Annotated in this window: 19 protein-coding genes; 11 read left to right on the top strand and 8 right to left on the bottom strand. The window is 66.1% G+C overall.

The window, feature by feature from the left end; genetic code table 11:
* Nucleotides 1–299: 299 nt before the first annotated feature.
* On the bottom strand, nt 300–3,089 hold the full coding sequence (locus V9K93_RS16500) for a TonB-dependent receptor plug domain-containing protein (RefSeq protein WP_136639368.1): 2,790 nt from the start codon (nt 3,087–3,089) through the stop codon (nt 300–302).
* 213 nt (nt 3,090–3,302) lie between these two features.
* Between V9K93_RS16500 and apbC the strand changes: the two genes are divergently transcribed.
* Nucleotides 3,303–4,157, top strand: coding sequence for an iron-sulfur cluster carrier protein ApbC (gene apbC, locus V9K93_RS16495; protein ID WP_049447715.1), 855 nt, complete (start codon nt 3,303–3,305; stop codon nt 4,155–4,157).
* Between the two features lie 80 nt (nt 4,158–4,237).
* A complete protein-coding gene (gene dcd / locus V9K93_RS16490; RefSeq protein WP_012511735.1) occupies nt 4,238–4,810 on the top strand; it encodes a dCTP deaminase in 573 nt (190 codons plus the stop codon).
* 98 nt (nt 4,811–4,908) lie between these two features.
* Here the strand turns inward: dcd and V9K93_RS16485 are convergent, their stop codons facing one another.
* Genes V9K93_RS16485 through V9K93_RS16475 form a run of 3 tightly spaced genes read right to left on the bottom strand, consistent with a single transcriptional unit; the run spans nt 4,909 to nt 6,181 of the window.
* The gene (locus V9K93_RS16485) at nt 4,909–5,076 is read right to left on the bottom strand and encodes a LiaI-LiaF-like domain-containing protein (RefSeq protein ID WP_046983580.1); all 168 of its coding nucleotides are present in this window, start codon (nt 5,074–5,076) and stop codon (nt 4,909–4,911) included.
* Nucleotides 5,077–5,090: 14 nt separating this feature from the next.
* A complete protein-coding gene (locus V9K93_RS16480; protein ID WP_006381641.1) occupies nt 5,091–5,513 on the bottom strand; it encodes an HIT domain-containing protein in 423 nt (140 codons plus the stop codon).
* On the bottom strand, nt 5,510–6,181 hold the full coding sequence (locus V9K93_RS16475; RefSeq protein ID WP_046983627.1) for a dienelactone hydrolase family protein: 672 nt from the start codon (nt 6,179–6,181) through the stop codon (nt 5,510–5,512). The genes V9K93_RS16480 and V9K93_RS16475 overlap by 4 nt, the downstream gene beginning before the upstream one ends.
* Before the next feature lie 204 nt (nt 6,182–6,385).
* Between V9K93_RS16475 and rimO the strand changes: the two genes are divergently transcribed.
* A complete protein-coding gene (gene rimO / locus V9K93_RS16470; protein WP_049436796.1) occupies nt 6,386–7,747 on the top strand; it encodes a 30S ribosomal protein S12 methylthiotransferase RimO in 1,362 nt (453 codons plus the stop codon).
* Nucleotides 7,744–8,589, top strand: a complete 846-nt coding sequence (locus tag V9K93_RS16465; protein ID WP_136639370.1) for a DUF3025 domain-containing protein — start codon at nt 7,744–7,746, stop codon at nt 8,587–8,589. Before rimO ends, V9K93_RS16465 begins: the two co-directional genes overlap by 4 nt.
* A gap of 67 nt (nt 8,590–8,656) precedes the next feature.
* On the opposite strand, the gene greB is transcribed toward V9K93_RS16465, so the two are convergent.
* Both greB and V9K93_RS16455 read right to left on the bottom strand, forming a co-directional pair.
* Nucleotides 8,657–9,163 carry a transcription elongation factor GreB gene (gene greB, locus V9K93_RS16460; protein WP_006381559.1) on the bottom strand — a complete coding sequence of 169 codons (507 nt, stop codon included), beginning with the start codon at nt 9,161–9,163 and terminating at the stop codon, nt 8,657–8,659.
* 87 nt (nt 9,164–9,250) lie between these two features.
* The gene (locus V9K93_RS16455) at nt 9,251–10,756 is read right to left on the bottom strand and encodes a helicase HerA-like domain-containing protein (protein ID WP_136639371.1); all 1,506 of its coding nucleotides are present in this window, start codon (nt 10,754–10,756) and stop codon (nt 9,251–9,253) included.
* 122 nt (nt 10,757–10,878) lie between these two features.
* Here V9K93_RS16455 and V9K93_RS16450 point away from each other — a divergent pair, with 122 nt between their 5' ends.
* Both V9K93_RS16450 and V9K93_RS16445 read left to right on the top strand, forming a co-directional pair.
* On the top strand, nt 10,879–12,483 hold the full coding sequence (locus V9K93_RS16450) for a transglycosylase SLT domain-containing protein (protein ID WP_006381476.1): 1,605 nt from the start codon (nt 10,879–10,881) through the stop codon (nt 12,481–12,483).
* A 24-nt stretch (nt 12,484–12,507) separates the two neighbouring features.
* Entirely contained in the window at nt 12,508–12,855 is a 348-nt protein-coding gene (locus V9K93_RS16445) for a ribonuclease E inhibitor RraB (protein WP_136639373.1), read from the top strand.
* A gap of 92 nt (nt 12,856–12,947) precedes the next feature.
* On the opposite strand, the gene asd is transcribed toward V9K93_RS16445, so the two are convergent.
* A complete protein-coding gene (gene asd, locus V9K93_RS16440; protein ID WP_136639374.1) occupies nt 12,948–13,790 on the bottom strand; it encodes an archaetidylserine decarboxylase in 843 nt (280 codons plus the stop codon).
* Nucleotides 13,787–14,437: an SCO family protein gene (locus V9K93_RS16435; RefSeq protein ID WP_136639375.1), complete on the bottom strand. Its 651-nt coding sequence runs from the start codon at nt 14,435–14,437 to the stop codon at nt 13,787–13,789. The genes asd and V9K93_RS16435 overlap by 4 nt, the downstream gene beginning before the upstream one ends.
* A 122-nt stretch (nt 14,438–14,559) precedes the next feature.
* Here V9K93_RS16435 and prmB point away from each other — a divergent pair, with 122 nt between their 5' ends.
* The 5 genes from prmB (at nt 14,560) to V9K93_RS16410 (ending at nt 20,958) form a co-directional block, all read left to right on the top strand.
* A complete protein-coding gene (gene prmB / locus V9K93_RS16430) occupies nt 14,560–15,489 on the top strand; it encodes a 50S ribosomal protein L3 N(5)-glutamine methyltransferase (RefSeq protein WP_337302892.1) in 930 nt (309 codons plus the stop codon).
* A complete protein-coding gene (gene aroC, locus V9K93_RS16425; RefSeq protein ID WP_136639377.1) occupies nt 15,486–16,589 on the top strand; it encodes a chorismate synthase in 1,104 nt (367 codons plus the stop codon). The genes prmB and aroC overlap by 4 nt, the downstream gene beginning before the upstream one ends.
* The gene (locus V9K93_RS16420; RefSeq protein WP_136639378.1) at nt 16,582–17,619 is read left to right on the top strand and encodes a 2-hydroxyacid dehydrogenase; all 1,038 of its coding nucleotides are present in this window, start codon (nt 16,582–16,584) and stop codon (nt 17,617–17,619) included. Before aroC ends, V9K93_RS16420 begins: the two co-directional genes overlap by 8 nt.
* Nucleotides 17,620–17,711: 92 nt before the next feature.
* Nucleotides 17,712–18,740, top strand: a complete 1,029-nt coding sequence (locus V9K93_RS16415) for an aspartate-semialdehyde dehydrogenase (protein ID WP_253078228.1) — start codon at nt 17,712–17,714, stop codon at nt 18,738–18,740.
* Nucleotides 18,741–18,912: 172 nt separating this feature from the next.
* On the top strand, nt 18,913–20,958 hold the full coding sequence (locus V9K93_RS16410; protein ID WP_337302891.1) for a FimV/HubP family polar landmark protein: 2,046 nt from the start codon (nt 18,913–18,915) through the stop codon (nt 20,956–20,958).
* The last annotated feature ends 10 nt before the right edge of the window (nt 20,959–20,968 follow it).

The raw sequence follows: 20,968 nt of genomic DNA, 5'->3' as shown, positions 1-20,968 counted from the left end.
CCGTAACACGCGTTTAACGCGTTCAACACGCAACCGTCATCTCCTCAAGCGGTCTTTGAGTTCAAAACAGCCCTGAAATCAATGGCTAACGACCATTGTTTTGGTGTGTTTCAAAACATGGCAATGTGCGGTGGATCCTTTCGTACTGCACGCAACGCTTCTGCATCAATGGGTTGCGCTAGCTGCGACGCCGATGTCCGTTGCCTGGATCGCGGCCGCTCGACCGCCTTCTGCGAGCAAAAAAAAGGCCCCGCCGAAGCGGGGCCTGGTCCAGACACGAAGTCCGGAAAACGACGGGATCAGAAGTTGTACTTGACCTGGGCCGAGATCTGACGGCCGTAGACGCTGTAGAAGCCGTCGTTGAACGGGGTCGATTCGTTGCCCGGGTAGTTGTAGCGCTGGCCTTCCGGCAGCTTGTTGAACACGTTGTTGACCATCAGCGACAGGACCAGATCTTCCTGTGCCTGGTAGTTCATGCTCAGGTTGTACGTGGTGTACGAACCCCACTTGCCGGCCTTGGCGCCGGAGGAGTGGACATAGCCGTAGCTGCGGCCGGTGTAGGCCAGGTAGTTCGGGGTGCTGCCGACGTAGTTGGCGTACACGGTGGTGGTGAACTTGGCGATGTTCCACGCCACCGACAGATCGCCGCGGACCTTGGCGAAGTTGTCGTAGTACCACATGTTGTACGGATCGCTCAGCAGGTCGAGCTTGGCGGCACCCGGCATCGGCTGCACTTCACGCTTCAGCATGTTGGTGTAGTTGCCGGAGAACATCAGCGAGCCGAAGCGGCCGATATCCTGCTGGTACTTGGCCGCCACGGTCACCGCTTCCAGGTTCTGGCTGGCAACGTTGAGCTTCGGCGTGTACACGCGGGTCAGGTTGCCACCGGCATCGCGGGACACCCAGTTGGTCACGTCACCGCAGCTGGCCGAGGTGTTGTTCGGCAGGCCGTTGTGGCACTGGTACTCGGCCAGCAGCAGCTGGTCGCTGCTGAGAGTCTTGACCTCGTTCTTGATCTTCCAGTTGTAGTAGTCGGCCGACAGCGAGAAGTTGCTGACCGGGGCCCACACCACACCTGCGCTCCACACATCGGCGGTGATCGGCTTCAGGTCCGGGTTGCCGGACTTTTCGCTGTACACCGAGGTGTTCTTGTAGAACGAGCAGGCCTCATCACGCAGGCCATAGCCCAGCTGGCTGCAGCGGTAGTAATCGTTCTGGCCGGACGAGTACGAACCGCTCATGCCCTGGAAGGCATCGGACAGGGTCGGTGCGCGGAAGGCGGTACCGTACTTGCCGCGCAGCAGCAGGCTCTCGATCGGACGGAATTCCAGGCCGATGCTGTAGGTGGCCTTGTCGACGGTCTTGTCGGCGATCTTGAAGGCGTCATAGCGGCCCGACGCGCTGACGGTCAGCTTGTCGTGCAGCGGCATGCGCAGCTCGCTGGTGACCGCGTAGTTGCTGCGGTGGCCGGCACCGGCGACGGCGGTGGTGCCCCACACATTGCCATCGACGAACGCCTGGTCCGGCGAGTAGTCCCAACCTTCGCTGCCACCTTCCAGCACGACGGCCAGGCCGGCGTCACCGCCCGGCAGGCTGAACAGCGAGCCGTTGGTCACCTGCACGCGGCCCAGGTTCTGCCAGGTCTTGCTGCGGTGGGTACCGTAGCCGGTGAAGCTGGCGAACTGGTCCGGAGTGATCGGCGAGTAGAAGGCCGCGTAGTCCGGGTTGTAGATGCCGAAGCCGCCAGCCGAGGTGCCCAGGCGCGGGCCCAGCACGGTCTGGCCGAAGAAATCTTCGATCTTGTCCTTCCAGCGCACGAAGCGGTTCTGGTCCAGGCGGTACTCGCCACGGGTGAAGCTGGCGCTGTAGTCCCAGTCGCCGACCATGCCCTTGCCGCCCAGGGTGACCTGGTAGGCACGGCTTTCGTCGGAGTTCATGATGTTGTTGTAGTGACCCGGGCCGATTTCTTCCGGCGCGAAGGCACGCTGCAGGTTCACGACCTTGCCCAGGCCCTGGTCGTAGAAGCCGCCCATGACCGACTTGGTGCCCCACCAGAGGGCGCTGGAGCCGGAGGTGAACTCGGTCTTTTCCTTGCTGTACAGCACGTCGGCGAACAGCTGGAAGTTGTCGTTCACGTCAAAGGTCATCGACGAGTAGAACTGGCCGCTGTTCTTGCCGTTCTTCAGGGTCTTGTAGCCGGCGCTGTACACCGAACCGCAGGACTCGCCCGACGGGCGCTGGCCGACCACGGTGGTGCCGTCATACAGCCCTGCCACGTTGGCGCAACGGCTCGGGTCCATCATCAGCAGCTTGTTGTCAGCGTTGGTGATGACGGCGAAGTCGTTCGACGGAACCTGGGCGGTGTAGCCGACCGGGTTGTTCTGGCGGGTGATGTCGCGCTGGTAGCCCCAGATCGGGCTGCCGTTCTCGATCTGCACGTTGAACAGTGCATGGAAGCGGTCATCGAAGGCATTGATGCCCTTGGCAGCGCTGAAGCGGATGTTGCTGCCACCGCCTTCAGTGTAGGTGCCGCCACGGAGGGTCATGGTGCCGCCGTCCATGCGCTCCTTCAGGATGATGTTGACCACACCGGCGATCGCGTCCGAGCCGTACAGCGAGGACTGGCCGCCCGGCAGCACTTCGATGCGCTCGACGATGTCGATCGGAATGCCGCTGATGTTGTTGAAGGTCTCGCTGCCGTTGTACAGCGCCGGATACGAGAGCATCGGGCGGCCGTTGATCAGGTACTTGGTGTAGCCCGGATTCAGGCCGAACATGCCGGCTGCCTCGGCGCCCTGGGTGAACGAACCCGAGGTCTGGCCGCCCTGCAGGCCGCCGGTGGTCAGCGACGACTGCTGCAGCACTTCAGCAACACTGCTGAAGCCGCGGGTCTGGATGTCTTGTGCGGTGATGGACATCACCGGGGTCTGGGTTTCAACCTGGGTCTGCGGGATCAGCGAACCGGTGACGGTGATCTTGTCCAGGTTGGTCGCCTTGTCCTGGGCCATTGCCGGGGAGGCAGCCATCAGAGCGGAAATCAGGGCGACGGCGAGCGTATTGCGACGTGCGGTGTTGCTTACGTATTTCATGTAGTTCCATTGGAGAGCAAAAACAAAATCGGCACTGCGCATGCGCCATCGTGCGCGCTGGAAAGCCAGCTTCGCAGCCCAAAACAGTGCTCTGCGAACGTAACATGAACTTAACAATCTGTGCACGAATCTGTAGCAACCCTGAATTTCAGTCAGGTTGCGTCCAGCTTGTATGATGTTGGGTTATTACCCCTGACCCCGCCGGTGCTCGTTGTGAACAGTTCTCCCCGCCGTCCCCATGCCAGCCAGGTCCAGAAGGGACTGACGCCGCATGCCCGCATCCGCAACGTGATCGCGGTCGGCTCGGGCAAGGGCGGTGTCGGCAAGTCGACCACGTCGGTCAACCTGGCCGTGGCGCTGCAACAGTTGGGCGCGCGCGTCGGCGTGCTCGATGCAGACATCTACGGCCCGAGCGTGCCGGCCATGCTGGGTCTGTCCGGTCGCCCGGAAAGCCCCGACAACAAGAGCATCGAGCCACTGCGCGCATTCGGCGTGGACACCATGTCGATCGGCTATCTGATCGAAGAGGACACGCCGATGATCTGGCGCGGTCCGATGGCCACCTCGGCGATGACCCAGCTGTTCAACGACACCCTGTGGGACGACCTGGACTTCCTGCTGATCGATCTGCCGCCGGGTACCGGTGACATCCAGCTGACCCTGACCCAGAAGATCCCGTTGGCCGGGGCGGTGATCGTCACCACGCCGCAGGACATCGCCACTCTGGATGCGAAGAAGGCGCTGAAGATGTTCGAGAAGGTCGAGGTGCCGGTACTGGGCATCGTCGAGAACATGGCAGTGCATACCTGCAGCAACTGCGGCCATGTCGAGCACCTGTTCGGGGAGGGCGGTGGCGAGCGCATGGCCGCGCAGTACGGCGTGCCGCTGCTGGGTTCGCTGCCGCTGCAGATCGGCATCCGCGAGCAGGGCGATGCCGGGACGCCCATCACCGTCGCCCAGCCGGACTCGGTACCGGCGCAGGCCTATCGTCATGCCGCACAGCGCCTGATCGAGGAAGTGGGCAAGCGCCCGCGCGCCTCGATCCCGATCCTGTCGTCGCTGCTGTAAGGGACGGGGGCAGGGGCCGGCGACGATGCCCGGCCCCCTGCTAGAATCCTCGCGCCCCCTCGTATTCCCCAGGACAAAGCATGAGCATCAAGAGTGACCGTTGGATCCGCCGCATGTCCGAGCAGCACGGCATGATCGAGCCGTTCGAGGCCGGGCAGGTCAAGCAGGCCAACGGCGAGCGCATCGTCAGCTACGGCACCTCCAGCTACGGCTATGACGTGCGCTGCTCGCGCGAGTTCAAGGTGTTCACCAACATCAACTCGACGATCGTCGATCCCAAGCATTTCGATCCGGGCAGCTTCGTCGACATCGTCGGTGACGAGTGCATCATTCCGCCGAACAGCTTCGCGCTGGCACGCACGGTCGAGTACTTCCGCATTCCGCGCGACACCCTGGTGGTGTGCCTGGGCAAGAGCACCTACGCGCGCTGCGGCATCATCGTCAACGTGACCCCGCTGGAGCCGGAATGGGAAGGCCACGTGACCCTGGAATTCAGCAACACCACGCCGCTGCCGGCGCGCATCTACGCCAACGAAGGCGTGGCGCAGATGCTGTTCTTCCAGGCCGCAGCCGATGACGTCTGCGAAACGTCGTACCGCGATCGTGGTGGCAAGTACCAGGGCCAGACCGGCGTGACCTTGCCGCGTACCTGACTGCCTGCGTCAGCGCGTATCGGTAGCGCCGGGCCATGCCCGGCGTTTCCGTTTGTGGGGCTGCGCGCTGCTTTCGCCGGGCAGGGCCCGGCGCTACCTTATTTCCCGCGACCGAACAGCATCGCGATACCGACGCCGACCAGCGCCACCGGCCACCAGGTCAGCAGCAGCTTGGACAGGTTCAGGTGGGTCCAGCCCAGGTTGCTGGCGAGCATGAACAGCCCGACCAGGATCAGCAGGACGGCGGCAACGAGGTTGAATCGCATCGGTCGGCAACGGCTCAGGACTGGGCCGGATATCCTAGCCGTTCCTTCCAGTAGGCGACATGCTGGTCCAGCGCCGCCGGCTCGTAGCGGTGCGCTGGACCGCTGCCCCAGACCGGTCCCGGCCAGGCCGGATCGCCGTCGTGGCGGCCGATCACGTGGAAGTGCAGCTGGCGCACGATGTTGCCCAGCGCGCCGATGTTGATCTTCTCCACCCCGTCGGAACCGTGCAGGGCCTTGCAGGCGCGGTTGAGCTCTGTGCGCAGCTTGTCCTGCTGCTCGCCGTCCAGCTCGATCCACTCGGTCACCCCGGCCAGGCGCGGTACCAGCACCAGCCAGGGGAATCGTTCGTCGTTCATCAGCCGCACTTGCGACAACGGTCCTTCCGCCACCAGCACGCTATCGGTGGCCAGGCGTGAATCGAGTTCGAAATCGCTCATCCAAGATGCTCCGAGAAGAAGTCCAGGGTGCGTTGCAGCGCCAGGGTGGCGCTGTCTGGATCATACGCATGTCCGACCTCCCGGTTGAAGGCGTGATCGGCCGGATAGACGTAGGTGGCCATCTGCGGCAGCTTCTGGCGATGGGCCTGGATGGCTTCCGGCGGGATGCTCTTGTCCTGGGCGCCGAAGTGGAAAATCACCGGGGCTTTTGGCGTCTCATCGAGGAACTGGACGTTGCGTGCACCGTAGTAGCTGACCGAAGGCAGGCCCAGGCGCAGCGCGGACAGCAGGGCGACGCTGCCGCCCCAGCAGTAACCGACCGTGCCGACCTTGCCGTAAGGGGCCAGCCGGGTCGCTGCGGCACGGACCACCTCCAGTGCCTTCTCCATGCCCAGAGCGGTCACCCGCTCCAGGCCCTGCTTCACGCCGTCGGCGTCGTAGGGCAGGGCGTCCGGATCGGCATCAGCGCCATCGACCAGGTCGAAGAACGACGGCGCCAGCACCGCATAGCCTTCGGCGGCAAAGCGCTCGGCCACGCTGCGGATGTGCGGGTTGGCGCCGAAGATTTCCTGCACCACCACCAGCCCGCCGCGCGGGGCGCCCTCGGGCAGGGCCTGCCAGGCGCGGACAGGGCCATGATGCGTATCCAGGGTGATCCACTCGGCCATCGTCATCTACCTCGTTGTGGGGAACCGGACTGCATTGTCGGTGCTGCGCGGGTTAGCGCGGTGTCAGCGGCTGTGCGTGATCAGGCGGTTGGCCATTCAGAGCGCGGCCGCCAACCCCGGTATACTGGCGCCCTTTCAGGCCCCGGCCCCCAGGAACCCCTGCCACGACGGCAGGGGCCCAGGCCCCCAGAGTCCCGCGATTCCATGTCCCAGCTGAACCCCAAAGTCGGCTTCGTCAGCCTTGGCTGCCCGAAGGCCCTTGTCGATTCCGAGCGCATCCTTACCCAGTTGCGGTCCGAGGGATACGACATCGTCCCGTCCTACGATTCGGCCGACGTGGTGGTGGTCAACACCTGTGGCTTCATCGATTCGGCGGTGACCGAATCGCTGGACGCCATCGGCGAGGCGATGAACCAGAACGGCAAGGTGATCGTCACCGGCTGCCTAGGCAAGCGCCCGGAACAGATCCGCGAGGCCTATCCGAACGTGCTGGCGGTGTCCGGCCCGCAGGACTACCAGAGCGTGATGGAGGCCGTGCACGAAGCGCTGCCGCCCAAGCACGACCCGTTCGTGGATCTGGTGCCTGACTACGGCATCAAGCTGACCCCGCGGCATTACGCGTACCTGAAGATTTCCGAAGGCTGCAACCACAAGTGCAGCTTCTGCATCATTCCGTCGATGCGCGGCAAGCTGGTCTCGCGCCCGGTTGATGAGGTGCTGCGTGAAGCCGAGCGCCTGGTGCGCGGCGGCGTGCGTGAGTTGCTGGTGGTGTCGCAGGACACCTCGGCCTACGGCGTGGACGTGAAGTACGCCGAGAAGATGTGGCGCGACAAGGCCTACCAGACCCGCCTGAAGGCACTGTGCGAAGGCCTGTCCGAGCTGGATGCGTGGGTGCGCATGCACTACGTCTACCCGTACCCGCACGTGGACGAGGTGGTGCCGCTGATGGCCGAGAACCGCATCCTGCCGTACCTGGACATCCCGTTCCAGCACGCCAGCCCGCGCATCCTGCGTCTGATGAAGCGCCCCGGCGCGGTCGAAAAGACCCTGGAGCGCGTGCAGAACTGGCGCCGCATCGCGCCGGACATCACCGTGCGCTCCACCTTCATCGTCGGCTTCCCGGGCGAGACCGAAGCCGAATTCGAAGAGCTGCTGTCGTTCCTGGACGAAGCGCAGCTGGACCGCGTCGGTGCGTTCGCCTACTCGCCGGTCGAAGGTGCCACCGCCAATGACCTGCCCGATGCAGTGCCGGAAGAAGTGAAGCAGGAGCGCCTGGCCCGATTCATGGAAAAGCAGGCGCAGATTTCCGCCGCACGACTGGAAGCCAAGATCGGCACCGTGCAGCAGTGCCTGGTCGACGCCATCGAAGGCGATATCGCCGTGGCCCGCTCCAAGGCCGATGCCCCGGAGATCGACGGCCTGGTGCATATCCAGAACGCCGATCAGGTGCCGCTGCGCGTGGGTGAGTTCGTCGACGTGGAAATCACCGAGAGCGACGAGCACGACCTGTACGGTGACGCGCTGCCGGCCGCCACCCGCCCGGCATTCGATCTCAAGATGCTGTGACCGCAGCGACGACCGCCGCCGGTGACGGCAGCGGTGTCCGTCGCTTCGTGCCGCCGCCGCGTGCGGCGGTCGACGCCACTGTATTCGAGCACCCGGTGTTTGCGGGGTTGAAGGACTTCCATGACCTGCTGGCTGGCCGCGAATGGCCAGCCATCGCCGATCTGGATGTGCGGCTGGGGCTGCCGGGACTGCACCTGGTCGAGCAGGATGCCACGCTGCTGGCCGACGGCCTGCACTACGAAGTGCGCATCGCACAGGGGCGCCTCGCGACCCGTGCCGACAATTGGCACGACCTGTTCAATGCGCTGGTGTGGGCACGCTATCGGCAACTCAAACATGCACTCAATGCGCGGCAGTGCATGCATATCGAGTCCATGCCGCCGGGCCAGCGCAACCGCGCGCAGGCCGCGCTGACCCAGTTCGACGAAACCGGCGTGATCGTGCGCGTGCGCAATCACGCGTTGCTGGCTGCGTGGGATGCGCACGACTGGCGCGCGTTGTTCGAACCTGCGCACTGGCAGAGCGGCGACATCGCCATCGCTGCGGTATTCGGCCATGCATTGATGGAGCAGGCGGTGCTGCCTGGACGCAGGCTGGTGGGCAAGTGCGTGGTGGTGCAGGGTGATGCCGACGCGGAGTGTGTCGATGCCGTCGCACGGGCCATCACCGTGGGCGGGGTACTGACGGATCCCTTGCAACTGCGGCCCCTGCCGCTGGCTGGCATTCCCGGCTGGTACGAGGTGCAGGATGCTGCCTTCTACGCAGATGCCGACTATTTCCGCCCGCTGCGTGCCGGCCGCGCGTATCCGGCGCCGTTGCCTGGCGGTAGAGTCGACTGTTAGTCGACTGCTCTTCCTGCAGCACCGCGAAAACCCCGCGCTGCGCGCGATAGTCGACTGACAGTCGACTCTACAGGGGCTCGTAGTCCACGCCGATCACCGCAAAAGTATGCGGCCCGCTCGGCAGCTCCACCGAGAATTCATCATCCAGCCGTTTCTTCAGCAGCGCACGCGCCAGCGGTGAGTCGATGCTGATCCAGCCCAATCCCGCATCGGTCTCGTCCGGGCCGACGATGCGGTAGCGGCTGGTCTGCCCGCTGTCCACGTTCTCCAGTTCCACCCACGCACCGAAGAACACCGCCTGCGGATCGGTCGGCGTGGTATCCACCACCCGCAGCGACTCCAGCCGCTTGGTCAGGTAGCGAACGCGACGGTCGATCTCGCCCAGCTGCTTCTTGCGGTAGGTGTACTCGGCGTTTTCCGAACGGTCGCCTTCTGCAGCCGCCGCGGCCAGTGCTTTCACCACTTCGGGGCGCCGCACACGCCACAGCTCATCCAGTTCAGCCTTCAACCGTGCATGGCCGGAGGCGGTGATCAGTGCGGTGCTCTTTTCTGCAGGGGGACGCCAACGCGACATATGGTGCGATTTCTTTTCAGGGGAGCGATGGAGGCGTGGGGTCGGATCCCTTTCCACGGGAAAGGGCTCTGACCCCAGCAGGGGCAGCTAGCGTTTGCCGCCGAAAATGCCACCCAGGATGCCGCGCACGATCTGGTTGCCCAGCTTGGTGCCGACCGTGCGCGTGGTCTGCTTGGCCATGGTCTCGATCATGCCCTGGCGGCGCTTGGTGCCGAAGATCGCGTCCTTGATCGACTGGCCAAAGCCACCTTCCTGCGCCTCGTCCTGCTCACGGCTGCGGGCAGCGGGAGCCTCTGCTTTCTCAACCGCCTTCTGCGCACGTTGTGCCAACAGTTCGGCAGCCGATTCGCGGTTGATCGCCGTGTCGTAACGGGTACCGACCGGGCTGCCGGCACGCACCTGGGCGCGCTCGGCCTCGGTGATCGGCCCCATCCGGCAGCGCGGCGGTGCGATCATCGTCTGCTGTACCGGCATCGGCACGCCCTTGTCCTGCAGCGTGGAAACCAGCGCTTCGCCAGTGCCGAGCTGGCTCAGTACCTTCACCACATCCAGTTTCGGATTGGGCACGAAGGTTTCGGCGGCGGTCTTGACCGCCTTCTGGTCGCGCGGGGTGAACGCGCGCAGTGCATGCTGCACGCGGTTGCCCAGCTGGCCGAGGATGTTGCCCGGCACGTCGTCCGGGAACTGCGAGCAGAAATACACGCCCACGCCCTTGGAGCGGATCAACCGCACCACCTGCTCGATGCGCTGCACCAGCGAGGCGGGTGCATCGTCGAACAACAGGTGGGCCTCGTCGAAGATGAAGACCAGCTTCGGCTTGTCCAGATCGCCCACTTCCGGCAACTGCTCGAACAGCTCCGACAGCAGCCACAGCAGGAAAGTGGAGTACAGCTTGGGCTTGAGCACCAGCTGGTCGGCGGCCAGGATGCCGATCACGCCGCGGCCGTCGTGATTGACCCGCATGACGTCGGCCAGTTCCAGCGCGGGTTCGCCGAAGAAGTTCTCGCCGCCGTCCTGCGCCAGGCGCAGCACCGAACGCTGGATGGCAGCGATCGACTGTGCGCTGACCAGGCCGTACTCGGTGGAGATGTCCTTGCGTTCCTCGGCAACCAGTCCGAGCAAGGCGCGCAGATCGTCCATGTCCAGCAGCAGCAGGCCGCGGTCGTCGGCCAGCTTGAACACGATGTCGAGCACGCCGGCCTGGGTGTCGTTCAACTCGAGGATGCGCGACAGCAGGGTCGGGCCCATTTCGCTGACGGTGGTGCGCACCGGGTGGCCGAGCTTGCCGTACAGGTCCCAGAAAATGGTAGGGCTTGCCGCTGGCGCATAGTCGGCCACGCCGATCTCGGCGGCGCGCGCGAGCAGGTTCTCGGCGCCGGTGCCGGGCACGGCCAGGCCGGATACATCGCCCTTCACATCGGCCAGGAACACCGGCACGCCCAGCCGCGAGAAGCCCTCGGCCAGGGTCATCAGGGTCACGGTCTTGCCGGTACCGGTGGCGCCGGCAACCAGGCCGTGACGGTTGCCCAGTTTCGGCAGCAGGGTGACGGCAACATCGTCGGTGATGCCTTTGCCGAGCAGAATCGGATCCATGGTCCAGCCCTTGTGGTGAATAGCCCAATGTTAACCGCCGGCGGTGACGGTCCGAAGGTCCGCTTGCCCGGACCTTGGCGGCGCCGCTACTCTGCCTGCCTGTTTCGCACACAGTGCCATCAATGCCCGTTCCTGTCCTGATTTCCCGCGGTTGGCCGCTGCTGGCCCTTGCCGGCCTGGTTTCCCTGGCACCCGATGCCCATGCACAGCGGGTCTCGGCCCGGGACAAGGTGAAGGTGGATGCGCTGCAGCAGCGCATGACCGCCGCCGAGAAGCGCTACAGCGATGCCCTGCTGCTGGTCGCCAATGCCGACCCCAAGGGCAGCAACGAGGCCGATGCCGCGCTGGAGGACATGGAAGATGTCCTCAACGACTGCGTGAAGCAGAAGGGCTGCCAGATGGGCACCCTGCTGGCCAGCTACAAGCGCCTGCTCAAGCACGATGCCGATGCAGCTGCCAGCGATGACGTGGCCGATGAAGGTGGCGACCGCCTGGAAGCCGACCCCGACCATATCGGCCCGCTCACCGCCGACGTGCCCGAGGCGGCCCGCGCCGCTGCGCTGCTGAACGACAAGCGGCACGCCTTCGACAGCATGGTGGAGTACAACCCGGCGGTACAGGCCGGTATCCGCCGCTGGCTGACCGACATGCGCCCGGCGCTGATGACCACCTACGAGAACTACCAGAACCTGCGCGCGGTTATGTGGCCGGAGTGGGAAAAGCGCGGTCTGCCCGAGGCATTGCTGTTCGGCATCATGGCCAAGGAATCCAATGGCCGCGTACATGCCTCTTCGCGTGCCGGTGCCGCCGGCCTGATGCAGTTCATGCCGGCCACTGGCCGCCGCTTCGGCCTGGGCCCGGATGGCACCGGTTTCGACACCCGCTTCGATGCACGCAGTGCTGCAGAAGCCAGTGCCACCTACCTCAACGAGCGCATGCGCGAGCTCAACAACAACGTTGAACTGTCGCTGGCCGGCTACAACGGCGGCGAAGGCCGCGCAGCGCGCGTCTACAAGCAGTACCCGGGGCAGAGCTTCTGGGTGGACAGCGTCTACAACCAGTTCCCGGGCGAAACCAAGGACTACGTGCCGATGGTGATCGCCGCGGCGTGGATCTTCCTGCACCCGCAGCAGTACGGCGTGGAGTTCCCGAAGATCAGCGCGCAGCCGGCAACCATCCGCCTGGCGCGATCCACCACGATCTATGAACTGACCATCTGCCTGGGCAGCCATGGCACCCGCGATGGTTACATGCGCGCGCTGCGCAATCTCAACCCGCGCTATGAGGCTGATGGCTGGATTCCGGCCGGCACGCTGATCAACGCCACTACCCGCATTGCCGGCCTGTACCAGCGCAACTGCGTCAGCGGTCCGCGTGCCGACCTGGCCCGCACCCTGATCACCGCCGATCTGAATGCAGCGATCGTGCGCCCGACCGCCGCCAGCTACACCGGCAGCGTGGCCGTGGGTGGGGTGGTGCCGGTGGCCGATGCGGCCGCATCCACCAGCGTGCCGACCACGCCCGTAGCGCCGGTGGCCACGCCACGTCCGGCTGCGCGGCCGAAGCCGGTGCGCAGCCACAAGGTGGGCAAGGGCGAAACCCTCGGCGCCATCGCCGCGAAGTTCCAGTGCGATGTGCCGACCCTGGCCCGCGCCAACGGCCTGAAAGCCCCGGCCTACAGCCTGCGCCACGGCCAGACGCTGAAGCTGCAGGGCTGCGACAAGTAACCCCCCCACGACCCTGGAACCCGCATGGACCTCGAAGACACCCGCAACCTGTTCGCCAACCTCCGCGAAAACACCGACTGGGACATCAACGGCCCGTTGCTGTGGGGGTACTTCTTCGTCCATTCCAGCGCCGAGCCGCTGCAGGCACTGGCGGATCATCTGCAGGCGCAGGGCTACAGCTTCGTCGAACTGTTCGAACAGGAGCCGGAAGAGGGCGGTGCACCGTTCCATGTGCTGCATGTGGAGCGCGTGGAGATCCACGACGAAGCGTCGCTGGACCGCCGCAACCAGGAGTTCGCGGCGTTGGCTGCGGAAAAGGGTGTGGAAGACTACGACGGCATGGACGTCGGCCCTGCACCGGCCCTGCAGTAACGCGCGTACCAGTAGTGCCGGCCGCTGGCCGGCAATGCTCGACGCGTTGGATCAACGGAGATGCCGGCCAGCGGCCGGCACTAACGGAAGCCTCAGCGCAGCTTCGCCAGGGCCTGGCCCAGCTGCACCGGGCTTTCGGCACCCAGCTGCGGGGCAAACTCGGCCACGCCCGGCGGCAGCAGCACGATCACGGTCGAGCCGTAGTTGAAGCGCGCCATCTCGGCGAAGCGCTCCAGCTGGATGCCCTGGCCGCGGTAGTCCTTGCGGGTGATGCGGTCACCGTAGGCCGGAATTTCTTCGCCGCTCCACACGGTTTCCACGCCGGACACCAGCAGCGCACCGACCATCACGCTGACCATCGGGCCGAAGCTGGTGTCGAAATGGCAGACCAGGCGCTCGTTGCGCGCGAACAGGCGCGGCACGCCGTTGACGGCGGCCGGGCCGACGCTGAACAGGCGGCCGGGCACGTGCACGGTTTCTCGCAGGGTGCCGGTCCACGGCATGTGCACGCGATGGTAGTCGCGCGGCGACAGGTACACGGTGGCGTACAGGCCGTCGTTGTACGGCTTGGCATCCTCGTCACTGCCCAGCAGTTCGGCGGCGGTGAACGACTGGCCCTTGGCCTGGAAGATGCGACCGGCCTCGACCCTGCCGAGCTGGCTGATGCGGCCGTCGGCCGGCATCACCAGGTTGCGCGGATCGGCATCGGCCACGCGCGCGCCCGGCTTCAGTGCACGGGTGAAGAACTGGTTGAAGGTCGCATAGCTGCGCGGGTCCGGATTGGCCGCTTCGTCCAGGTTGACATTGAACTTGCGGGTGACCGTGTCGATCAGCCAGCGCGACACGCGCGGATCGTCCGAGTACGCCAGCGAACGCGCCATCGAGGACAGCAGGCGGTGGGGCAGGGCGTACGTCAGGGCGGTGGTGAGACTCATGGGGCGGTTTTCTCGGTCAGCTTCTGCAGGTCGCGGGCAATCGCCGGCGCGTTGAACGGGGGCCGCACCAGGCCGGCGAGGCGGCCCTGCGGGTCGAGCACGGCCAGGCTGGCCGAGTGCTCGACGGTATAGTCCTCGGGATTTTCGTCGAAGTGCTTGCCCGGCACCTTCTGGAACACGAAGCCCAACGAGGTGGCAAAGCGCTCCAGCGAGGGCACATCGGCAGTCGCGGCCAGGGTGTCCTTGTGGAAGCCGTGCACGTATTCGCCGAGGCGGGTGGCGCTGTCGCGGTCGGGGTCGACCGAGACGAACAGCACGCGCGGGCGCAGGCTGTCGGGCAGGGCCTCCCACTGGTTCTGGGCGCCGGCCAGCTCGGCCAGGGTGGTCGGGCAGACGTCCGGGCAGAAGGTGAAGCCCAGGAACACCAGGGTCCAGTGGCCCTTCAGCTCGCCCGGAATCAGGCGGGTGCCGTCGGACTGGGCCAGGTTGAAGTCGGGCAGTTCGCGGGCCTGCGGGTACAGGGTGATCGCTTCGGTGGCCGCTGCATTGGCCGGAGGCTTCGGCGCGAACACCTGCTGCGCGGCCAGCAGGCCAAGGCCCGCCGCCAGGGCGACCAGCAGGATGATGCCGGCGTTGCGATTGAACATGGGAGCCCCCGCGCGAAGTGGGCTCCATCATACCGGCTGTGGCCCGATCGTTTCCGCCGCAACGGATGCCGCCACGGGCGCCAGCCCCTATAATCGGGGGCCACTTTGCCCGCAGTACCGCCATGACCGCTGAAACGGCCGCCGAACTCCACACGATCATCGATCTGATCCGCTACGGCACCAGCCGTTTCAACGCTGCGGGGCTGACCTTCGGCCACAGCTACGACAACGCACTGGATGAAGCGACCCAGCTGGTGCTGCACAGCCTGCACCTGCCGCACGATCTGGGCCCGGCCTACGGCCAGGCGCGTCTGCTGCAGGAAGAGAAGGTGCGCGTGCTGGAACTGTTCCAGCGCCGCATCGACGAGCGCATCCCGGCCGCTTACCTGACCGGTGAAGCCTGGTTCGCTGGCTTGAGCTTCAAGAGCGATACGCGCGCCCTGGTGCCGCGCTCGCCGATCGCCGAACTGATCGAATGCGGCTTCGAGCCGTGGTTGGCTGGCCGCGATGTCAGCCGCGCGCTGGACCTGTGCACCGGTTCGGGCTGCATCGCCATCGCCATGGGCCACTACTACCCGAACTGGGAAGTGGACGGCGTGGACCTCAGCGATGAGGCGCTGTCACTGGCCGAAGAGAACAAGGAACGCCTGCAGGCGCACAACGTGACCCTGCTGAAGTCGGACCTGTTCAACGGCCTGACCGGGCGCCACTACGACCTGATCGTCACCAACCCGCCGTACGTCACCAACGACGAGACCGATGCCCTGCCGCAGGAGTACTCCTACGAGCCGGACATGGGCCTGCGTGCCGGTGACGACGGCCTGGACCTGGTGCTGAAGATCCTGCGCGACGCGCCGCTCCACCTGAGTGAAGACGGCCTGCTGATCTGTGAAGTGGGCGAGTCCGAGCAGCACCTGATCAAGCTGCTACCGGAAGTCGACTTCGCCTGGATCGAGTTCAAGGTCGGCCAGATGGGCATCTTCGCGGTCGAATGCCGCGAGCTGATCGCCCACAGCGCGCGCATCACCGAACTGGCGGCGCAGCGCCCGTGAGCTCCAATTCGTTCGGCAAGCTGTTCACCGTCACCACGTTCGGCGAATCGCACGGGCCGGCCATCGGCTGCGTGATCGATGGCTGCCCGCCGGGGCTGGCGCTGGACGCGGCCGAATTCGCCCACGACCTGCAGCGCCGCGCCACCGGCAAGAGCCGGCACACCTCGGCGCGCCGTGAGGCCGATGAGGTCGAGATCCTGTCCGGCGTGTACGAAGGGCTGACCACCGGCACCCCGATCGCACTGCTGATCCGCAACACCGACCAGCGCAGCAAGGATTACGCCAACATCGGCCAGCAGTTCCGCCCGGGCCATGCCGACTACAGCTACTGGCACAAGTACGGCATCCGTGACCCGCGTGGCGGCGGCCGTTCCTCGGCGCGCGAGACCACCATGCGCGTGGCCGCCGGCGTGGTCGCCAAGAAGTGGCTGGCCGAGCGCTTCGGCGTCACCGTGCGCGGCTACCTGTCGCAGCTGGGCGAGATCACCCCGGCGGGTTTCGACTGGTCGGCGGTGGAAGACAACCCGTTCTTCTGGCCGCATGCCGCACAGGTGCCGGAGCTGGAGGCGTACATGGATGCGCTGCGCAAGTCCGGTGATTCGGTCGGCGCGTGCGTGGACGTGGTCGCCGACAACGTGCCGCCCGGCTGGGGCGAGCCGATCTACGGCAAGCTCGACGGTGACCTGGCCGCCGCGTTGATGAGCATCAATGCGGTCAAGGGCGTGGAGATCGGCGACGGTTTCGCCAGCGCCGTGCAGAAGGGCACCGAACACCGTGACCTGCTGACCCCTCAGGGGTTTGCCAGCAACCACGCTGGCGGCATTCTCGGCGGCATTTCCACCGGCCAGCCGGTGGTCGCCTCGATCGTGCTCAAGCCGACCTCCAGCCTGCGCCTGCCCGGCCCGTCGCTGGATACATCCGGCAACGTGGTCGAGGTGGTCACCACCGGTCGCCATGATCCCTGTGTTGGCATTCGCGCCACGCCGATCGCCGAGGCGATGGTGGCGATGGTGCTGATGGACCAGGCGCTGCGCCACCGTGCGCAGTGCGGCGACGTCGGCACCGTCACCCCGCGTATTCCTGGTCAGCTCGATGGCTGACACGCGGCCGACGGTATGGGTGAGCCAGCCGCTGATCGACGCGGCCATCGCGCCGCTGCGCGATCGCGTGCAGCTGCGCAGCACCGACACCGTCACCGCGTGGTCGCCTGAGCAGATCGCCGAACAACTGGCCAGTGCCGACGGCGCGATCATCACCCTCAACGAGCGCATCGGCGCGGCCCAGCTGGCCGATGCCGCGCAGCTGCAGGTGATCGCCAATGTCGGTGTCGGCTACAACAACCTGGACGTCGACGCGCTCAGCGCGGCCGGCATCCTCGCCAGCAACACCCCCGACGTCCTCACCGAAACCACCGCCGATCTCGGCTTTGCGCTGCTGATGGCCACCGCGCGCCGGATCACCGAATCCGAACGTTGGTTGCGCGAGGGGCAGTGGGGCCAGTGGTCGTTCCAGACCATGCTTGGCGCCGACATCCACGGCAGCACGCTGGGCATCCTTGGCATGGGCCGCATCGGCCAGGGCATCGCCCGCCGCGGTGCGCACGGTTTTGGCATGAAGGTGCTTTACCACAACCGTTCGCGCCTGCCGGCCGACACCGAGGCCGCTGTCGGCGCTTCGTATGTGGATCTGGATACGCTGCTGGCGCAGGCCGATCACCTGATCACGGTGCTGCCTTATTCGCCGTCCTCGCATCACATCATCGATGCAGCTGCACTGGCGAAGATGAAGTCGACGGCCACGCTGGTGAACATCGCCCGCGGCGGCATCGTCGACGAACTGGCACTGGCCGACGCACTGGCCAATGGCCGCCTGGCCGCTGCCGGGCTGGATGTGTACGAAGGCGAGCCGACGGTGCGTCCGGAACTGCTGGCGCTGCGCAACGTGGTGCTGACCCCGCATATCGGCAGTGCCTCGCTGGCCACGCGCACGGCGATGGTACAGCTGGCGGTGGATAATCTGCTCGCCGGGCTTGGCCTGGACGGCGCCCCATCGCGCATGCCAAGCGCGATCAACGCTGACGCGGCAATAGCCGCGCGCGTGACGCTGGGCAAAAAAACCGGGAAACGATAGGGAGCCTCCGTGCGTGCCGCTTGAGGAGGTTCCCCGAACCCAGCTGTCGTGCGTGATTTTCCCCATCCCTGTTTTCGTGAGAGTTTCCCCCCATGAGCAATGCACAGCGCAGTTTTCACGTCGCCGTCGTCGGTGCCACCGGTGCCGTCGGCGAGACCATGTTGTCGATCTTGGCCGAGCGAGATTTCCCGGTCGGAACCCTGAGCGTCCTGGCCTCCGAGCGTTCGGCGGGCGGCGAGATCGAGTTCAACGGCCAGAAGGTCAAGGTCCAGGACCTGGCAACCTTCGACCCGAGCGGCGTCGAGATCGCCCTGTTCTCGGCCGGTGGCAGCGTGTCCAAGGAATACGCACCGAAGTTCGCCGCCGCCGGTGCGGTGGTGATCGACAATTCCTCGGCCTTCCGTTACGACGATGACGTGCCGCTGGTGGTGTCCGAGGTCAATCCAGAGCAGGTCGCCAACCGTCCGCGCGGCATCATCGCCAACCCGAACTGCTCGACCATGCAGATGCTGGTCGCGCTGGCACCGCTGCACCGCAAGTACGGCATCGAGCGCATCAACGTGTCCACCTACCAGTCGGTATCCGGCGGTGGCCGTTCGGCACTGGAAGAACTGGGCAAGCAGACCGGCCAGCTGCTGAGCTTCCAGGAAATCGATCCGCAGCGTTTCCCGGTGCAGATCGCCTTCAACCTGATCCCGCACATCGACGACTTCCAGGACAACGGCTTCACCAAGGAAGAAATGAAGCTGGTCTGGGAAACCCGCAAGATCCTCGGCGACGACAGCATCCTGGTGAACCCGACTGCAGTGCGCGTGCCGGTGTTCTATGGTCACTCCGAGTCGGTAGCGATCGAAACCCGTGACAAGGTGACCGTCGCCGAAGCACGCGCGCTGCTGGAGCAGTCGCCGGGTATCGAAGTGGTCGATCGCCACGAGGCTGGCGGCTACCCGACCCCGGTCACGCATGCGTCGGGCACCGACGCAGTGTACGTCGGTCGCATCCGTGAGGACCTGTCGCATCCGCGCGGCCTGAACCTGTGGATCGTGTCGGACAACGTGCGCAAGGGCGCGGCACTGAACGCCGTGCAGCTGGCCGAGCTGGTCGCCGCCGAACAGCGCTGATCACCGGTTCTGTAGAGTCGAGCCATGCTCGACTGCTTGTCGGTAGTGCCGGCCGCTGGCCGGCATTGCCCTGATCCACCAGCTGAAAGGATTGCCGGCCAGCGGCCGGCACTACCTCAAGGGTCTTTCCGGTGGGTGCGGACCCCGGTCCGCACGCTTTATAGTGTCGCCCATGAATAAACGGGCCAAGGGCGCAAAGCGCCCGCTCAGCTATCTTTCCGCCGCGCTGCTGGCCCTGGCCAGCAGTTCGGCGCTTGCCTTGGGCTTGGGTGACATCCGTGTCCTGTCCAAGCCAGGCCAGCCCCTGCTGGCAGAAATCCCGGTGATCTCGGCCGACCCGTCCGAGCTGGAAAACCTGCGCGTGGCGCTGGCGTCACCAGTCACCTTCGAACGCGTGGGCCTGCAACGGCCGACCGGGCTGGTCAGCGAGCTGCAGTTCGAACTGACCCGCAATGCACAGGGCAGGGCAGTGGTGCGGGTGACCTCGCAGGCACCGGTCGAGACCCCGTCGCTGAGCTTCCTGATCGAGGCCGACTGGGGCCAGGGCCGGCTGGTGCGCGAGTACTCGGCGCTGGTCGATGCACCGTCCAGTGCGCTGGCCGTGGCCGAACCGGAGATCGTTGCTCCTGCAGGCACCCTGTCCAACACCATCACGCGCGACGTGGCGCCTGAGCCTGCAGCAGCCGAAACGGCAAGCGTGCCAGCGCCCGTGCGTGCATCCACCGCTGCGCCGGTGCCGGCTCGCCCGCGTACAGCAGCTACACCGGTTGCCGCGCCGTCAGCCGATGGCAGTGTCACCGTGCAGCGCGGGCAGACCCTGTCGCAGATCGCCGGCGCGGTGGCACGTGGCAACCAGATCAGCCGCGACCGCGCGATGATCGCCCTGCTGCGCGCCAATCCCGAAGCCTTCATCCGGGGCAACGTGAACCTGCTCAAACAGGGCGCGGTGCTGCGCATGCCGGGCAGTGATGCGCTGGCAGCCGTCGATGCCGCCGAGGCCGCTGCGCTGGTGCGCGAGCACGCCGCGCAATGGCGGCAGGCGCGTACCGTGCCGCAACCGGCGGGCACGGTCGCCCCGGTCGCCAAGGCGGTCGCGGCCACCGATTCCTCCCCGGCTGCGGCCAACGGGGCACGACTTGAGATCGCTCCGGCGCTGGCGTCCGACGCCGCGCGTGCGGGCACAACCACCGGCACCGCTGCCGGCAGCGAGGGTGACATGCTGGGCAACGAACAACTGCGCCAGGCGCGTGAGGACATCGCCACCCGCGATGCCGAGATCGGCGAGCTCAAGCAGCGCGTGGCCGACCTGGAAGCGCTGAAGCAGCAGCAGCAGTCGCTGATTGCCATGAAGGACAACGATCTGGCCGCCGCGCAGCAACGCCTCGCGCAGGCCCCCGGTGCCCGCGACGCAGCAACGCCATGGTACTGGCTGGGCCTGCCGGTGCTGCTGCTGGCGGCCGCTGCGGCGTGGCTGCTGCGCCGTCGCAAGCCGTCGCCATTGCCGCCGTTGCGTGAAGAAGACGATGCCACCGGGCTTGCTGCGGCGGTTCCGGCTGGAGCCGCGCTGGATACCCTGGCCGAGCAGTCTTCATGGTCGTCGGTGGTTGCCGAAGGGGGCCGCCAGGAGCCGGCGATGCCAGCCTGGGCCACCGAAACCGAGCACGAAACGCATGACCCGTCGCATGCCGAGCCGACGGCCGATCACGCAGTGCAGGCCGACTGGCAGGTCGGGACGCTGCGCGCAGAGGATGTGGTGGAGCTGCCTGCGGCAGTGACCGAACAGCCGCGCTGGGACGAGCCAGCGTCCGGACATGACGACGGGCTTGTCGTCGAACAGCACCCTGACGAACCGGCGGTGCAGGAAGCCGCTGCCGACGTCGGTGTGCCGGACTATGCGCTGCACGCCGAACAACAGCCGCAGTTCCGTGGCGTATTTGACCTGCCGGCGGAGTCGCATGAGGTCGAGGCCGTGGTCGACCGCGTCCACCATGACCGCATCGACAACGCGCACACTGATGACGTCGCTACGACGGATGGCGCACCCACCAACGATGCTGGCTGGTCACCGCGTGCTGGCCAGGAGCGCCTGGAACTGGCCATCGCCTATCTCGACCTGGGTGACGCACAGACCGCGCGTACCCTGCTGCTGGAAGTCGCCGAAGGCGGCGACCTGCACAGCCAGGCACAGGCCCGGGAACTGCTGGCCCGCCTGCCGTGACCGAACCTGC

Source organism: Stenotrophomonas sp. CCNWLW162, assembly GCF_037203745.1.
In the GTDB taxonomy this organism is placed as follows: Bacteria; Pseudomonadota; Gammaproteobacteria; order Xanthomonadales; family Xanthomonadaceae; genus Stenotrophomonas; species Stenotrophomonas maltophilia_AQ.
This window is presented reverse-complemented; position numbering and strand designations above follow the sequence as displayed.

Excerpts from the sequence above, each read along its gene's own strand:
- V9K93_RS16500 (WP_136639368.1), bottom strand. The coding sequence starts at position 3,089 with ATGAAATACGTAAGCAACACCGCACGTCGCAATACGCTCGCCGTCGCC.
- dcd (WP_012511735.1), top strand. The coding sequence starts at position 4,238 with ATGAGCATCAAGAGTGACCGTTGGATCCGCCGCATGTCCGAGCAGCAC.
- V9K93_RS16485 (WP_046983580.1), bottom strand. The coding sequence starts at position 5,076 with ATGCGATTCAACCTCGTTGCCGCCGTCCTGCTGATCCTGGTCGGGCTG.
- V9K93_RS16480 (WP_006381641.1), bottom strand. The coding sequence starts at position 5,513 with ATGAGCGATTTCGAACTCGATTCACGCCTGGCCACCGATAGCGTGCTG.
- V9K93_RS16475 (WP_046983627.1), bottom strand. The coding sequence starts at position 6,181 with ATGGCCGAGTGGATCACCCTGGATACGCATCATGGCCCTGTCCGCGCC.
- rimO (WP_049436796.1), top strand. The coding sequence starts at position 6,386 with ATGTCCCAGCTGAACCCCAAAGTCGGCTTCGTCAGCCTTGGCTGCCCG.
- greB (WP_006381559.1), bottom strand. The coding sequence starts at position 9,163 with ATGTCGCGTTGGCGTCCCCCTGCAGAAAAGAGCACCGCACTGATCACC.
- V9K93_RS16455 (WP_136639371.1), bottom strand. The coding sequence starts at position 10,756 with ATGGATCCGATTCTGCTCGGCAAAGGCATCACCGACGATGTTGCCGTC.
- V9K93_RS16450 (WP_006381476.1), top strand. The coding sequence starts at position 10,879 with ATGCCCGTTCCTGTCCTGATTTCCCGCGGTTGGCCGCTGCTGGCCCTT.
- V9K93_RS16445 (WP_136639373.1), top strand. The coding sequence starts at position 12,508 with ATGGACCTCGAAGACACCCGCAACCTGTTCGCCAACCTCCGCGAAAAC.
- asd (WP_136639374.1), bottom strand. The coding sequence starts at position 13,790 with ATGAGTCTCACCACCGCCCTGACGTACGCCCTGCCCCACCGCCTGCTG.
- V9K93_RS16435 (WP_136639375.1), bottom strand. The coding sequence starts at position 14,437 with ATGTTCAATCGCAACGCCGGCATCATCCTGCTGGTCGCCCTGGCGGCG.
- prmB (WP_337302892.1), top strand. The coding sequence starts at position 14,560 with ATGACCGCTGAAACGGCCGCCGAACTCCACACGATCATCGATCTGATC.
- V9K93_RS16420 (WP_136639378.1), top strand. The coding sequence starts at position 16,582 with ATGGCTGACACGCGGCCGACGGTATGGGTGAGCCAGCCGCTGATCGAC.
- V9K93_RS16415 (WP_253078228.1), top strand. The coding sequence starts at position 17,712 with ATGAGCAATGCACAGCGCAGTTTTCACGTCGCCGTCGTCGGTGCCACC.
- V9K93_RS16410 (WP_337302891.1), top strand. The coding sequence starts at position 18,913 with ATGAATAAACGGGCCAAGGGCGCAAAGCGCCCGCTCAGCTATCTTTCC.